Source organism: Candidatus Pelagibacter sp. (genome assembly GCF_052049775.1).
Lineage (GTDB): Bacteria > Pseudomonadota > Alphaproteobacteria > Pelagibacterales > Pelagibacteraceae > Pelagibacter.
Window position 1 is genome coordinate 112,384 of sequence record NZ_JBNGZH010000004.1, and the last position, 14,750, is coordinate 127,133.

Below are 14,750 nucleotides of genomic sequence, written 5' to 3' on the forward strand. Positions count from 1 at the left end.
CTAAATCTTAGTCGGGTTCGGTTGACCCTTATAAACTTTTTCAGGGTCAAATTTTTTTTCTTTTTCAGTAAATTTCATTTCTACTTCTCGTCCATTTTCAATAGGTCCAAGCGGAATAGATCTATAAAAACAAGATCGATAACCTACATGACAGCTAGCACCATCACCGATGTCAACAGTTAACCAAATTGAATCTTGGTCATCGTCAATTTTGATCTCAGTTACTTTTTGAACAAAACCACTTGTTTTACCTTTATGCCAGATAGCTTTTCTTGATCTGCTGTAATAATGAGCTTCTTTTGTTTCGATAGTTTTTTTTAATGCTTCAACATTCATATACCCATGCATTAAAATTTCTTTTGTTTGAGAACACATTGTAATAACAGGGATTAATCCATCATTATCAAATTTAGGAGAAAGTAGATTCCCCTCTTCAATTTCCAGCACATTTTCTCTTTTTTTGAACATATTCGGTGATTATGTAGCACATATCTAGATATATTAAATATTTTAAAAATACGCATTTATAGGTATAAAACCCACCATGAAATTAGTTAAAGATATAGATAATAATCAAAATTCTAAAAAGATTTCTGATAAGGAAGCTGAAGAAGCTTTTAAAACTATTTTAGCTTGGATGGGTGAAGATCCAAATCGAGAAGGATTATTGGAAACACCGAAAAGAGTGGTTAAAGCATTCAAAGAGTATTTCAAGGGTTATAAAGAAGATCCTATCCAGGTTTTAGATAAAACATTTGGTGATGTCGATGGGTATGATGACATGGTTATTCAAAAGAATATTTCTGTTCAAAGTCATTGTGAGCATCACATGGCACCTATTATAGGTAAAGCGCACGTAGCTTATATCCCTAATGAAAGAGTTGTTGGATTAAGTAAATTGGCAAGAGTTGTTGAGGTTTTCTCAAAAAGATTGCAAACTCAGGAAAGATTAACCATGCAAATTGCGAATACACTAATGGGGGCACTGGATGCCAAAGGAGTAGCAGTGACAATAGACTCAACTCATCAGTGTATGACTATGAGAGGAATTAAAAAAGAACAAGCAACAACAGTTACAAATTATTATTTAGGTCAATTCAAAGAAGATCTAAGTTATCAAAATAGATATTTAAGGTTAATTAGCAATTCAAAAGATTAAAAGTGTCTGATCAATTTAAAGCATTAGTTTTAAATCAAGAAGGTGACAACTTTATTAGAGAAGTAAAATCAGTAGATAAAAGTTTTTTAAAACATGGTGATGTAACCATCAAAGTAGATTATTCAGATCTAAATTTTAAAGACGGAATGATTTTAAAAAATGGCGGAAGATTAGTAAAAGAATTTCCTCACATACCTGGAATTGATTTTTCAGGAACTGTCGTTGAAAGTGAAAATTCAAAGTTTAAGTCAGGTGATCAAGTAATTTTAACTGGGTTTAGAGTTGGAGAAATCTTTTATGGTGGTTATTCACAAATGGCTAAAGTCAATGGTGATTTTTTAGTAAAGAAACCGGATGACCTAACAAGTAAGCAAGCAATGATTTTAGGAACTGCGGGCTTTACTTCTTTGATGGCTGCATTTGCAATTAAAGCAAGAGAAGAAATATTACTTGGTGCAAAAGTAAATGATGTTTTAGTTACTGGAGCATCAGGAGGAGTAGGAAGTATTGCGGTAATGATATTAAATAAAATGGGATACAATGTAACAGCTGTATCAGGCAAAGACTCAAAAGCAGATTATCTTAAATCGTTAGGTGCTAAAAATGTTATAAATCGTAGTGAATTTGATAAAGATCCTAAGCTTATAGATAAGGGTTTATGGGATGGGGTAGTTGATACTGTCGGTGGAAAAATTTTAGCAAATGCAATAGTTCAAACAAATTCAAATGGGATTATAGCAGTTTGTGGTAATGCTAGTACCAATGAGCTTAACACTAATGTTATTCCATTTATGTTACGAGGAATAAAACTTTGGGGAATGGACTCTGCTAATTGCAGTATCAAAAGAAGAGAATTTATTTGGGGTGAAGCAGCAAAATTAATTGACTTTAATTTAATAGAAAAATCAGTTCAAACAGTTAGCTTAGAGGAGTTAATTGAAACTTATCCTAAAATATTAAAGGGTGAAATTTCCGGGAGAGTTTTGGTTGATTTAAATAAATAATGGATTGGGACAAACTTAAGATTTTTCATGCAGTAGCGGAGGCAGGAAGTTTTACTAATGCCACTGTAAATTTAAATCTTAGTCAATCTGCAATTAGTAGACAAATTCAATCTTTAGAACAGGATCTAAAAGTTCAGTTATTTGAAAGACATGCAAGAGGGCTCACACTTACAGAAAATGGAGAATATGTATTTAAGACTGCTCATGAAGTTATTAGTAAATTAAAAGAAGTTGAAACCTCTCTAGGTGATCAAAAAAATAAACCTACTGGTAAATTAACAATTACAACAGTTAGAAGTTTCGGTACACATTGGTTAACACCAAGAATTGAAGAATTTATGCGTCTAAACCCTGAAGTAGAAATAGAGCTTATCTTTGAGGACAAAGAGTTAGATTTGAGTACCAGACAAGCTGATATTGGTATTTTTATGAGAAGACCAAAACAACTAAATTATATTCAAAAAAAATTGATTGATCTTAAGTACTTTATATATGGTTCAAATAAGTACTTGGAGAAAAATGGTATGCCTAAGACCCTGGGTGATTTAAATAAACATAAATTTATATCTTTTGGAAAAGGGGCACCATCACCAGTTTATAATCCAGATTGGGCGCTAAAATTAGGAATGCATGATGGTAAAAAGCGAAAGCCGATTATGAAGGTTAATAGCGTAATGGGACTGCTTTTAGCAGTAGAAGCTGGTGTTGGTTTAGCTGCATTACCAGAATATCTTGTCAGTAATTCAAGAAATATAATTAAAGTCCTTCCAAAATCAGAAGGACCAATTACTGAAGCTCATTTTGTTTATCCTCAATCTCTAAAAAACACTGCTAGAGTTACAGCTTTTAGAAATTTCTTATTTAGCAAAATAGGTGACTGGAAGTCTCAATAGACTGCGACACTATTGCGATTGATAATCATTCTCAATGAGAATAGTTCTCATTCTCATTAAATCATGCGGAAGAACTAAGAATAATGGAGAATAAATGAGGAAGATATCAATTATAACGTTAATCTTTTCAGTAATTGCATCATCATTTGCAATTGCCAACGAGGTTAATGTTTTCAATGCAAGACATTATAAAGCAGACTCTGAGCTTTATTCTAAGTTTACAAATATGACTGGGATTAAAGTTAATTTGATAAACGGAAAATCAGGTGCTTTAGAAAAAAGAATCATAAGTGAAGGTGCAGACTCTTCTGCTGACTTATACATCACTGCAGATGCAGGAAGATGTGGTGCAATGGATGCAAAAGGTGCACTTCAAGGTGGTTTAACATCTGCAGCAATTAAAGATGCTGTTCCAAAAAGCTTTAGAACAAACAAGTGGGTTGGAATCGCAAAAAGAGCAAGAATAATTTATTACTCACCAGAGAGAGTAACTGGTGCTGAATTATCTGGAATGACTTATGAAGGTTTAGCTGATCCAAAGTGGAAAGGTAGATTAGTAATAAGAAAATCTAGTAACATTTATAATAAATCTCTTGTAGCGTCTTTGATTAAAAATAATGGAAAAGCTGCAACAGCGGCATGGGCTGAAGGAGTTGTAGCAAATATGGCAAGAACACCAACAGGTAATGATAGAGCACAAATTATGGCAGTCGCAGCAGGTGAAGCTGATATTGCGGTAGCTAATACTTACTACTTAGCTCTAATGTTATCTGGTAAAAAAGGTGCAGAGCAACAGGAAGCTGCAAAAAAAGTAAAAGCTTTCTTTCCTAATCAAAATGATAGAGGAACGCACATGAATGTTAGTTGTGCTGCTTTAGTAAAAGGTGCACCTAACAAAGCTAACGCTGTTAAACTTGTAGAGTTTTTATTAACTCCAGAGTCTCAAGAGCATTTTACAAACAATACTTTTGAGTTCCCAATGATTGATGGTGTTTCACCAAGTCCATTAGTAGTCAATAATTTAGGATTAGATTTCAAACAAGATATGAAAACTAAATTAGCTTCTTATGGAAAAAATCAAGCTGCTGCAGTAGAAGTAATGACAGCCGCTGGTTGGAAGTAACCAATGGAAGAAAAAAAGAAATTTATTTCTGAAGTTGATTTAAATAAGTCTTCCAAAGCATGTTCCCCATGCAGTTTGGAGTGTGAAAAAATCAACAAAAGAGTAAATAACAGAAAGCTTTCAGAAATTAAAACTGAGGAGGTTCCGCATATCCTAAAAGTATTTGATTTTTGATTTTTCTGGGTGTTCAAGCGCCTTGGTTAAGTTGTCTCCTTACTAAGGCCTTGAACATAATACTTTCATGTTTATAAGGCGGATTATAAATTATGAGAATAAATTTTTGGTATATATCTTCTTTTGTAATTTCATTATTTGTAATTATTCCAATTTTAACTGTCTTTTCTAGTTTTTTTGATAATACCTCTAATTACTTTCAAGTTTTAAAAGATACTTTTCTAATGGAGTATATTTTTAATTCTTTAATCTTATTGGTGAGTGTTTTAATTTTAACTTTTTTTATTGGGACAGGATCAGCTTATTTAGTTTCATTTTTTAATTTCCCGTTTAGTAATTTTTTTAAATGGGCACTAATTCTATCTTTCGCTGTACCCCCTTATATCTATGCGTATTCATTAACAGCTTTTTTTGAAAATTATGGAACCGCCTATACTATTTTAAAAAATTTATTTGGTGAGGGTAATTACAATCAAAGTATTCCTAAATTTGATGGTTTTTTAGGTGTGGTATTATCAATCTCTTTTTCACTTTATGCCTATGTCTATATTCTAGCGAGAGCGTCATTTTTATATCAATCACAAAACATAATTGATTTGGGAAAAAACCTAGGATTTACAAAGTTTAAAGCATTTTACTCAATTATTCTACCAGCAGCACGACCTGCTATAGTTGCTGGTTTATCGTTAGTGGCCATGGAAACACTTGCTGAATTTGGTGCAGTAGATTTCTTTTCAATAAATACATTAACTACGGGTATTTATAATTCATGGATTGCTTTTGATGATTTAGCATTTGCAAATCAATTATCTTTCTTTTTATTGTTATTTATTTTTGCACTATTTATTTTAGAAAATTTATCAAGAAAAAATGCTAAATATCACTTTAATACCAAGGCAGGATTTAAACAAAAACAAAAAATACAACTTTCGGGTAAAAAAGCTTTCTTAGCATTTTCTTTTTGTTTTTTAGTATTCTTTTTAAGCTTTTTATTTCCGCTTAGTCAGATGATGTATTGGACAATTAAATTTCCAGAAAATTTGTTTGATTTAAAAGTTTTAGATTTATTAATGAATACTCTTTATTTAGTAATTTTATCAAGTCTGCTGTTGATAATATTTGGTTTAGTTTCCAATTATGGAAACAGAGTAAATAAAAATAAAACATTAAATATTTTATCTACATTATCTATTTCAGGTTATGCAATTCCTGGAGTAATTTTAGCTGTCGCATTTATAACCTTTATTGCATGGTTTGATGATAGTGTGATTAAAAATTTGGGTTTTGTTTCTATTAAAAAAGTTTTTATAGGATCAATTCTTGGATTAGTGCTTGTATACTTTATTAGATTTTACTCACTTGCATACAATGGAATTAAATCAGGCTATGAAAAAATTAATATTTCAGTTGATGAAAGCTCATATTTACTTGGTTACTCAAAAAGAAAAACGTTTATGAATATTCATATTCCTTTTTTGAGAAATTCTTTATTGTTTGTTGGAATATTAGTCTCTCTAGAAATAATAAGAGAACTACCAATTACTCTGATTTTAAGACCTTTTAATTTTGAAACTTTTGCAACAACTGCTTACATCTCAGCATCAGAGGATTTACTCGAAGCTGCTGCAGTACCTTCATTATTTTTGATTTTGATTGCAACTTTCTTCATAATTGTTACATCTAAATATATTTTAAGAGATAATAATGACTAAAAATTTTTTCGAAGTTAACAACGTTGATTTTAATGTAGGTAACAAAACTAAAGTTAAAAACGTTTCTTTTGCAATTGAAAATCAAGGTGATGTAATATGTCTTTTAGGTCCCTCAGGAATTGGAAAAACTACAATCTTAAGAACGATTGCGGGTTTAGAAAAATTAAAAAAGGGATCAATCATATTAAATGGAAAAACTTTATCTTCTGAAAATATTAATTTAGAGCCAGAAGAAAGAAATGTTTCACTTGCTTTTCAAGATAACAGCTTATTCCCACATTACACTATTGAAAAAAATATTTCGCTTGGTTCTGAAAGAAATAAGGAAAAAAAAGAGAAAAAAATTAGTTTAAAAGAAATAGTAGATTTATTAGATATATTTCACATTCTTAATAAATACCCTCATGAAATAAGTGCTGGTGAAGCCCAAAGAGCCTCATTAGCAAGATCATTGATAATGCAACCAGACTTGTTGTTACTTGATGAGCCATTGTCAAATGTAGATCAAAGTTTTAAAGAAGAAATCCAAGTAAGATTAAAAAAAATTTTAAATAAATTAAAGATCACAACAATCATTGTTACACATGACTCCTATGAGGCATTTTATTTAGGATCTAAATGTGGAATAATTTTAAATCAAGAACTGAAACAATTTGATGATCCCTACAAGGTTTATCATTTGCCAAATTCTATTGAAGTTGTAAATTTTTTAAATAGAGGAATTTTGGTTCCAGCAAAGGTGACTGGAAAAAATACTTTAGAAAACTGGGATTTAGGCACTATTGAAGGGAATTTTATAAAAGAATATCCAGAAGGTGCCAATGTGCAATTATTACTTCAACCAGAAGATTTGGAACATGATGATACGAGTAATTTAAAACTTGAGGTAGTTGATCGAAAATTTAGAGGCACTAACTTTATTTATACTCTTAGAGCTCCAAGTAATACTTTAATTCCAGTATTTGTTCACTCACACCACATACATCAACATGAAGTGGATGAAAAATTTGGTATCAAAAGACCAATTCATATTGATCATATAGTTTGCTTTTAATAAAAACCTTTTAGAAAATGAAAAGTAACTTTAAAGTTTTTTTAAAGGGAATTATTGATGTAAGCCCACTTATGATACCAGTGGTCCCATTTGGTTTGATATTTGGCGTATTGGCTATTGATATTGGATTTACTCCAATTGAAACAATGGCAATGTCTCTAATTATTTTTGGTGGTGCTTCGCAAATAGTATTATTGCAATTATTTTCAGGAGGAGCCTCGTCTTTAGTAATAATAAGTTCTGTTGGAGCTGTTAATTCAAGACATTTACTTTATGGCGCGGTTGTATCTGAACATCTATCTGATTTAAAATTAATCTGGAAAATTATTATTTCATATTTTTTAATTGATCAGGCATTTGCAATTTCAAATGAATATTTAAAAAAAAATAAAGATAATAATAGATATTTTCACTTAGTGGGTGGTGGAGCTACTTGTTGGGTGATATGGCAATCAACAACATTTTTAGGAATTATACTTGGAGCAGCAATTCCTGAAAAACTTGGTCTAAGTTTTGCAGTTCCTTTAACTTTCTTAGCTCTATTAGTTAATGACTTTAGAAAACTTATAAATGTGATTGTAATAATTATTTCAGGATTGGTTGCTACGTTGGGATATAATTATATTCCTTTTAAAGCCTACGTCATAGTTGCTGCTTTAGCAGGATTATTCACTGCAATGATTTTAACAACGAAAAATAAAAAAGCATGAGCAACTGGGCATTAATTCTATATTGTGGATTGATTACGTATCTAACAAGATTTTCTATGATAGCTTTAATTAAAAAGGAAATGTTTAATAATAGAATTAGAGAAATATTGTCATTTGTGCCATCTGCAATATTTCCTGCAATAATTTTTCCAGCAATTTTTATTAATGACAAAGGTTTGTTCGAAATAGATGATAATCCAAAGATATTAGCTGCAATAATTGCAATGGTTATTGGTATTTTCTCTAGAAGTATAATTGCGACAATATTTTCAGGATTAGCTTCTTATTGGTTTTTAATATTTGTTGTATAAGCAATTATGAAAAAAATTATAACTTTTTGTTTTCTTTTATTTGCATTCAATGTCAATGCCATGGAAAAAGAAACAACTTTTAAAAAAGAATTATTTGATAAAGCACAATCTGAAGGCAAAGTTGTAGTAGTTAGCTCATGGATTAAGTATTGCATGTCATGTGCTAGTCAAATGAAAGTTTTGCAAAAAGCAAAAAATGATTTTAAAAATATTGAATATTTTTCATTCGATGTCACGAATAAAGAAATTGCTAATTTCTTTAATGTACAATATCAAACTACACTTTTAATTTTTAAAGATAATAAAGAAGTTTATCGAAGTCTTGGTGAAACTAGTAAAGCACTTATTTATAAAGCTTTAGAGTCCTCGATTTAATTTAAACACCTAAATTAATATTTTTAGATACGTTGTAATCAATCTGAGCAGGTTTTTTTAAATCAAGATTGTTCATGATTTCAATATATTCATCAACACTGCTTACTTGTAATCTCGGATTTTGTTTTTTTTCTTTTCCAATGGTGCTTACTTTTTCACCTTTATAATCATGAGCAGGGTACAAAAGAGTTTCCTCAGGCAATTTTAAAAGTTTATTAAATATTGAATTATAAGCATCTTTTGAACTACCATTTTGAAAGTCTGTTCGACCAGTCCCGTTAATTAAAAGTGTGTCACCTGAAAAAAGATAATTATCCATTAAGAAGCTATAACTATCTGAAGTATGTCCAGGAGTATACATCGCTCTAATTTTCAGATTATCAAGATTAATATATTCATCATCTTTTACTTTAATTTCAACGGCATCTGCAGGAGTGTGTGCACCCATAATAGTAGAACATTTAGTAATATCTTTGAGCTTAGATGCTCCTGTAACATGATCAGCGTGAATATGAGTATCAATTACTTTTACTAATTTTAAATCTAATTTTTTAAGCAAATTTATATATTCACTAACATTTTCTATTACGGGATCTATAAGCAATGCTTCTCTACCTTCTCCAGATGAAATTAAATAAGTATATGTCGAAGATTTTGTATCGAATAATTGTTTGAAAATCATTTTAGTACAGTAACATAATAGTACAAATTGACCCATTGTTAAAACATTTTAAAATATTATTTTTTCAGATATGAAATTAATTAAAATTTTATTAATAGCTTTATTTTTCAATACATTTGCCCACGCAGATAAAAACATGAAAATTGGCACAAAAGGTAAAGAGAGCGAAATTTCAAGAACAATTAAAGTTATAATGTATGACAACTATTATGAACCAAGTTCATTTCAAATTAAATCAGGCGAAACAATTAAATTTGAAGTTGAAAATGCAGGTATGCTTGTTCATGAATTTAATATTGCAAATAAAATGATGCACATGAAACATCAACCAGAAATGATGAAAATGGTTGAAAATGAAATTCTTTTAGCTGATTCCATTGATAAAGAAAAAATGAAAAAAATGGCAAAAATGGATAAAGCTATGGCCCATTCACATAGCAATAGTGTTTTGCTTGAACCAAAACAAAAGGGTGAAATCATTTGGAAATTTGATAATGCAGTTAACATTGAAGTAGCTTGCAATGTTCCTGGCCATTATCAAGTTGGAATGATTGCTAAAGTTGATATAAATTAACTTAATGGACACAACTGCGAAGGCTAATTTTCATTGGTCATGCCAACATACGTGGAAAAGAAGTGCTAAAAATACCGCTTGGTGTTTATTGGGTTGTGCAATCGGTGATTTAGGTACAATTTTATTTTTTCAGCTAACAAAAATTCCATTTCCTGTTTTAGGAATTATGATTTTAGCTATCATTAATGGTTTGATTACAAGTATCATTTTGGAGACAATTATATTAATGAGACAAAGTTTTGATTTTTCAAAGGCTTTTAAAACTGCAATTGGAATGAGTTTTATATCAATGATAAGTATGGAAGTTGCTATGAACTTAACTGATTACTTTTTAACGGGTGGAGCAATATTAACATGGTGGGTTGTGCCAATTATGCTCTTAGCTGGTTTTTTAACTCCTTGGCCCTATAATTATTGGCGATTAAAAAAATTTAATATTGCGTGTCATTAAAGAACTGGGATAATAAAACTTGGCTTTCATCAACTAGTTATATTAAATCATTTAACAAATTCTTAATTAAAGAAACTAAACTCAATAAGAATACTGAAATTTTAGATATTGGATGTGGAAGAGGTAAGATATTAGGAAACCTAACATCTAAGCTTAGATTAATTAAGAAGCCAATAGGTATTGATATTGAGCGACATAAAGATCGAGATAAAAGAATTATTTTTAATAAAACAGATGCAATAAGTTACTTAAAAAAAAATAAAAGAAAATTTGATTTAATTTTACTAAAACAAACAATTCATTTTTTACCACTTAAAGATATAAAAAAACTACTTTTACTATGTATGAATTGTCTTAATTCTGGCGGTAGGATAGCAATATTTACCTTGGCTACATCTAAAAATGAGATTCCCACTTTTTTAAAAATGAAAAAAAAATTGAATAAATCGCTTAAAAGAGATCAAAAAATGCTGAGATATATAAATGTTTTATATCCTGGAAGTATTTCAAAAACGTTTTCTTTTAAAGTAAAAATATCGAGAGATAAATATGTAGAAATGATTAAAAATCGATACATTTCAACATTATTGCATTTAAGTAGTGCAGATATTTTTAAAGGAATAAGCGAAATCAGCAGGAAATATAACAAAATACTAAATTTTAAAGATAAATTAATTTGTCGAATTTTAAAAAAGTAAATTTAATTTACTTAAGGGGTCGCCCCTTTGCTCTCCAGCCAAAAGAGCTCCCTTAAGTCGCCTTGATGGCATTTAAGTCCGAATGGACTTTAGGTTTTTTGTTTTCGTTTTTATGAAATATAAAGCTACCCAGCTAAGTGTCAGGTGGCATTTGATTCATTAAAACTACCTCCTTAATTAGAAGTTAAATTTCAGCTAGGTTGTATTCAAGATATTTATTTGCAAATTAATTAAATATATTTCTTGAATACAACCTAACTATTTATTAGTATTCCCACATCTTAAAAAAACTTCACTTAAAAATAGAAAATTAAAAATTGCATTGAGTTTTAATATCTATATTGTTTCATTATGAAATATGTAAAAGGATTAATTAACTTACTTGTAAGCTTAATTGTTTCTACGATAATTATTTACGCTATCAATATTGCAGCAGGTTTTGCTGGAGCTGACTACACATTTAGTCATGGGGAAACATTTGTAATTTGGATATTAATGGCAATATTAGTTAATAATTGCTTTAACAAATAATTTATATATTAAATTTTCTTTTCAAGTGTTTAAGTTTTCCCTCAGTGCTATCATAATCTATATAGCAACCTTGTAAAAATCGATTACCTTCATTAGCATTATATTCGGTTCTGCCGTGAAGAAGTCTATAGTTATCCATCATCAATAGATCACCAGGTTTTAATTTAAATTCAATTCTGAATTTTTCTGAGTTGTACATTTCTGATATTTTGTTTCTAGCTGCGTAATATAATTCTAATTTTCCCTTATCCATTAAGGGGACAAAATCTAATCGAGGACTGAATCTGACTTGTTTAAGTCTTTTGTTTTCATCAAGTTGGATCATCTCTGCCCAGTCTTCTAAAACAACATTATCATCCACAAATTGAAATCTGACTTTTATTTCAGTTAAAATTTGGAAAAAACTAGGATGTTCTTTTTTTAACTCTTCCGTTACGGCAAGACCATCAACCAATGTGGATAAGCCACCACCAACTTCATTTTCGATGCAATGCAGCAATTGTATACAAGGTACTGGTTTTCTATAAGGATTGTCAGTATGTGGTGCTAAAGGCAATGAAGTATAGGCAAGATCATTTGGATTTGGTTTTGATTTGACATTAAAAAACTCACCGAAATTTGTTCGTCTAATACTTCCAATTGAATTAGCGAAATTGACAATAAAGTTATCTTGGGTAGGAACACTTTCAAATATAACAAATCCATATTTGTAAAAGTCTAATAAAGACTCATACATTATTTTTTCCTCAAAAAAGTTTTTATTAAACTTATAAACATTGTTATTTTGAAAGTCTGATTTCCATGAAATTTTATTGATAAAGTATAATTCATTATCTTTCTCAAACTCTTTAAGTATATTTTCAATAACTAGTTTTGCGTATGCACCATCTTTAAAACTTACTTCAAGAAATTTATCTGAAATATTCACTTTTGAAATTTCTGAGCTATTTTTAAGCATTGTTGGATCAAATAATCTTTGTTGAGTTTTTTGGTCTAAAAAGTTCTCGCTATTCACTCGTTCTCTTAGCCAGAAGGGGTGGATTTCTTTTTTTGCACCCTGTTTTTCAAAAAACACTTTGTTATCGGTTAATTCTATTTTCATACAATATTAAGAGAATTATTTAAAATTTTACTTTAATCAATATAAATTAAATAGTAATAGTCCCCTGTGTCAAAATTAAATTCATCAGATTTTAAAAGGTATTCTAAGTTTGTTGATAGCTTAGCTAGAAAACTTACTAAGTTTTATTACTCTAAGCTCAATAGAACTTTTAAAGTCTCTAACAAATTAAGTGGCAAGGGATTCGATCCTGTTACAACCTCAGATAAAGCTTTTGAAAAATTTATCAGGAAAGAGATAGGAAAAAGGTTTCCAAGTCATCAAGTCGTAGGTGAGGAGTTTGGCAAAAAGAAAACTAAAAGTGATTTTACTTGGGTTATTGATCCAATCGATGGAACCAGATCTTATGTAATTGGTAATCCCACTTGGAGTAACCTAATCTCTTTAAATTATAAGGGTAACCCTGTAATTGGACTGGCAAATTATCCCGTTCTTAAAAAACATTATTTTAATGCCTCTGATAAAGTTGCATATGTTGTGGATCAAAGAAAAAAAAGAAAGATTAAAGTTAATAAAAAAATCTTATTTAAAAATATAAAGATGTCTGCTGCTTTTCATGGCATGTTATCTTTAAATAAACAAAAAAAAATACCAAAAATTTTAAAACTAATGCAGTTTCCTTGTGCAGATGCTCTTAGCTACTCACATCTTGCAGAAGGTAAAGTTGATGTGGTTATTCAATGTGGAAATAAAATTTGGGATATTCATCCTTTAATACCAATTATAAAAGCAGCTGGTGGAGTTGTTAGTACATGGAAAAATACAGATGCAGTTAAAGGCGGAAATATTGTTGCTTCAGCTAGCAATAATATTCACAATAAAATTCTAAAAATGCTTAGACCAATAACTAAGTAGTTTTACCAAGAGTATTCAAAAGAATTACACCAATAATAATTAGAGCTATCCCAATAATACCATAGAGATTTGGTATTTGATTATATTTAAACACGCCAAATAAAGTTACTGCAGTAATTGTTAGTCCTCCGTACGTAGCATAGGTGAAACCTACAGGAATAATATTCATTGCTTTTGATAAACAAAAAATACAAGCAACTATTGATATTGCACAAAAAATTGTTGGGCCAATATTGGTAAATCCATTAGTAGATTTTAAAAAACCATTTGAAGTAATGCCTAAGATAATTGCCAGTAGAAGAAATATATATCCAGATAAATTAGTCATAAATTTAATTTGTTTTACCAAGAAGATTAACTATTAAAACTCCTGAAATAATTAAAGTTAAACCAACAATAGTGTAAATGTCTGGCATTTGATTAAATTTATATACCCCAACAATTGTTGTGGCGATAATACATAGACCTGCAAATGAGGCGTAAGTAATACCCACAGGAATAGTTTTCATAACAATTGATAATGTAAACATACAAGCAACTATTGTTATTGCTGTTAATAAGCTTGGTAATAATAATGTAAAACCATTAGCTCCTTTAGCAAAACCATTTGCTGCAGTCCCCAAAATTACTGCAAGTATAAGAACTATGTAGGCAATTATATTACTCACAATATAAAGAGTATTATTATTTGGTAATTTTATCTACAAATTTTTCTACTATTGGAGCTACAATTGTTGTGGCAACTAATGCAACAGGTAAGCTTACTGACCAAGCTTTAAAAAATCTCTTATAATAAAGTTCATCATAACCTGTATTGATATATGTAATTATAAGTGTCATGATCAAGCTCATGCCAAGACCCATAAAAAATATGAATATTATTTTTGAATATTTTTTTGGAAACATAGAAAATTATAAATCAAAAATTAAGAAATAAAAATAAATTACCCATAAAAAACAAGCTGCCATTGTTACAAAAATTATTGTTACTCCAGTAGCTGTCTCATTTTTGTATTTTTTATTTACCTCTTTTCGCCATTTTTTTGGATAAAGTGGGATAGTCAACGCGTAGATGATTAAAAAAGTATCAAGTGCAGTTATAGCTATACAAATAAAGAGTAATTGACTCACCTATTTTGGCATTGGAGTGGCGCCAGTCTCTAAACTTATAATTTTTCCATCTTTGTATTTATAAACTGCCATTACTGCCTCAACATTTCCATCATTGAATGTAACTATTGAATGGTGAACTCCAATTTCATCATTTTCATAGACTACTCTGGCTCTATCTTGGTTAATATCACCGCTCAGAGCCCATTTTATA

22 protein-coding genes and 1 pseudogene are annotated in these 14,750 nt (G+C 29.8%); 15 read left to right on the plus strand and 8 right to left on the minus strand.

Features of this window, described 5'->3' with window-relative positions; genetic code table 11:
• Positions 1-468 (minus strand): phosphoribosyl-AMP cyclohydrolase, encoded by a 468-nt coding sequence (hisI, locus tag ACTT83_RS00715; RefSeq protein ID WP_440918333.1) that lies wholly within the window; start codon positions 466-468, stop codon positions 1-3.
• 76 nt (positions 469-544) lie between these two features.
• On the opposite strand from hisI, the gene folE reads away from it, so the two are divergent.
• The 10 genes from folE to ACTT83_RS00765 all read left to right on the plus strand — a co-directional run bounded on the left by folE (position 545) and on the right by ACTT83_RS00765 (position 8,515).
• Positions 545-1,159, plus strand: coding sequence for a GTP cyclohydrolase I FolE (gene folE / locus ACTT83_RS00720; RefSeq protein ID WP_440918334.1), 615 nt, complete (start codon positions 545-547; stop codon positions 1,157-1,159).
• Positions 1,160-1,161: 2 nt separating this feature from the next.
• Entirely contained in the window at positions 1,162-2,163 is a 1,002-nt protein-coding gene (locus ACTT83_RS00725; RefSeq protein WP_440918335.1) for an MDR family oxidoreductase, read from the plus strand.
• Positions 2,163-3,056: a LysR family transcriptional regulator gene (locus ACTT83_RS00730; protein WP_440918336.1), complete on the plus strand. Its 894-nt coding sequence runs from the start codon at positions 2,163-2,165 to the stop codon at positions 3,054-3,056. The genes ACTT83_RS00725 and ACTT83_RS00730 overlap by 1 nt, the downstream gene beginning before the upstream one ends.
• 94 nt (positions 3,057-3,150) lie before the next feature.
• On the plus strand, positions 3,151-4,179 hold the full coding sequence (locus ACTT83_RS00735) for an extracellular solute-binding protein (RefSeq protein WP_440917240.1): 1,029 nt from the start codon (positions 3,151-3,153) through the stop codon (positions 4,177-4,179).
• 3 nt (positions 4,180-4,182) lie between these two features.
• Positions 4,183-4,353 carry a hypothetical protein gene (locus ACTT83_RS00740; protein WP_440916198.1) on the plus strand — a complete coding sequence of 57 codons (171 nt, stop codon included), beginning with the start codon at positions 4,183-4,185 and terminating at the stop codon, positions 4,351-4,353.
• A 92-nt stretch (positions 4,354-4,445) separates the two neighbouring features.
• Positions 4,446-6,065, plus strand: a complete 1,620-nt coding sequence (locus ACTT83_RS00745) for an ABC transporter permease (RefSeq protein WP_440918337.1) — start codon at positions 4,446-4,448, stop codon at positions 6,063-6,065.
• Positions 6,058-7,119 (plus strand): ABC transporter ATP-binding protein, encoded by a 1,062-nt coding sequence (locus tag ACTT83_RS00750; protein ID WP_440917243.1) that lies wholly within the window; start codon positions 6,058-6,060, stop codon positions 7,117-7,119. The genes ACTT83_RS00745 and ACTT83_RS00750 overlap by 8 nt, the downstream gene beginning before the upstream one ends.
• A 17-nt stretch (positions 7,120-7,136) precedes the next feature.
• On the plus strand, positions 7,137-7,829 hold the full coding sequence (locus tag ACTT83_RS00755; RefSeq protein WP_440918338.1) for an AzlC family ABC transporter permease: 693 nt from the start codon (positions 7,137-7,139) through the stop codon (positions 7,827-7,829).
• Positions 7,826-8,140 (plus strand): AzlD domain-containing protein, encoded by a 315-nt coding sequence (locus tag ACTT83_RS00760; protein ID WP_440918339.1) that lies wholly within the window; start codon positions 7,826-7,828, stop codon positions 8,138-8,140. Before ACTT83_RS00755 ends, ACTT83_RS00760 begins: the two co-directional genes overlap by 4 nt.
• Positions 8,141-8,146: 6 nt before the next feature.
• Positions 8,147-8,515, plus strand: coding sequence for a TlpA family protein disulfide reductase (locus tag ACTT83_RS00765; protein WP_440918340.1), 369 nt, complete (start codon positions 8,147-8,149; stop codon positions 8,513-8,515).
• Between the two features lies 1 nt (position 8,516).
• Here the strand turns inward: ACTT83_RS00765 and ACTT83_RS00770 are convergent, their stop codons facing one another.
• Positions 8,517-9,197, minus strand: coding sequence for an MBL fold metallo-hydrolase (locus tag ACTT83_RS00770; RefSeq protein WP_440918341.1), 681 nt, complete (start codon positions 9,195-9,197; stop codon positions 8,517-8,519).
• A gap of 70 nt (positions 9,198-9,267) precedes the next feature.
• On the opposite strand from ACTT83_RS00770, the gene ACTT83_RS00775 reads away from it, so the two are divergent.
• From ACTT83_RS00775 to ACTT83_RS00790, 4 genes are all read left to right on the plus strand, one after another.
• A complete protein-coding gene (locus ACTT83_RS00775) occupies positions 9,268-9,771 on the plus strand; it encodes a cupredoxin domain-containing protein (RefSeq protein WP_440918342.1) in 504 nt (167 codons plus the stop codon).
• Positions 9,772-9,775: 4 nt separating this feature from the next.
• Positions 9,776-10,222, plus strand: coding sequence for a DUF4396 domain-containing protein (locus ACTT83_RS00780; protein WP_440918343.1), 447 nt, complete (start codon positions 9,776-9,778; stop codon positions 10,220-10,222).
• Positions 10,213-10,920 (plus strand): class I SAM-dependent methyltransferase, encoded by a 708-nt coding sequence (locus ACTT83_RS00785; protein ID WP_440918344.1) that lies wholly within the window; start codon positions 10,213-10,215, stop codon positions 10,918-10,920. Before ACTT83_RS00780 ends, ACTT83_RS00785 begins: the two co-directional genes overlap by 10 nt.
• Before the next feature lie 351 nt (positions 10,921-11,271).
• Positions 11,272-11,451: a hypothetical protein gene (locus tag ACTT83_RS00790; protein WP_440916208.1), complete on the plus strand. Its 180-nt coding sequence runs from the start codon at positions 11,272-11,274 to the stop codon at positions 11,449-11,451.
• Between the two features lies 1 nt (position 11,452).
• Here the strand turns inward: ACTT83_RS00790 and ACTT83_RS00795 are convergent, their stop codons facing one another.
• A complete protein-coding gene (locus ACTT83_RS00795) occupies positions 11,453-12,553 on the minus strand; it encodes a TauD/TfdA family dioxygenase (RefSeq protein ID WP_440918345.1) in 1,101 nt (366 codons plus the stop codon).
• A gap of 66 nt (positions 12,554-12,619) precedes the next feature.
• On the opposite strand from ACTT83_RS00795, the gene ACTT83_RS00800 reads away from it, so the two are divergent.
• Entirely contained in the window at positions 12,620-13,426 is an 807-nt protein-coding gene (locus ACTT83_RS00800) for an inositol monophosphatase family protein (protein ID WP_440918346.1), read from the plus strand.
• Here the strand turns inward: ACTT83_RS00800 and ACTT83_RS00805 are convergent.
• The 5 genes and pseudogenes from ACTT83_RS00805 to ACTT83_RS00825 form a co-directional block, all read right to left on the minus strand.
• Entirely contained in the window at positions 13,419-13,754 is a 336-nt protein-coding gene (locus ACTT83_RS00805; RefSeq protein ID WP_440917252.1) for a DMT family transporter, read from the minus strand. The genes ACTT83_RS00800 and ACTT83_RS00805 overlap by 8 nt on opposite strands.
• A gap of 4 nt (positions 13,755-13,758) precedes the next feature.
• On the minus strand, positions 13,759-14,094 hold the full coding sequence (locus tag ACTT83_RS00810; RefSeq protein ID WP_440918347.1) for a DMT family transporter: 336 nt from the start codon (positions 14,092-14,094) through the stop codon (positions 13,759-13,761).
• A 16-nt stretch (positions 14,095-14,110) separates the two neighbouring features.
• A complete protein-coding gene (locus ACTT83_RS00815; protein WP_440918348.1) occupies positions 14,111-14,332 on the minus strand; it encodes a DUF2798 domain-containing protein in 222 nt (73 codons plus the stop codon).
• A 6-nt stretch (positions 14,333-14,338) separates the two neighbouring features.
• Positions 14,339-14,557 (minus strand): hypothetical protein, encoded by a 219-nt coding sequence (locus tag ACTT83_RS00820; protein ID WP_440918349.1) that lies wholly within the window; start codon positions 14,555-14,557, stop codon positions 14,339-14,341.
• A pseudogene (locus tag ACTT83_RS00825) lies at positions 14,558-14,750 on the minus strand (nuclear transport factor 2 family protein); the annotation flags it as partial.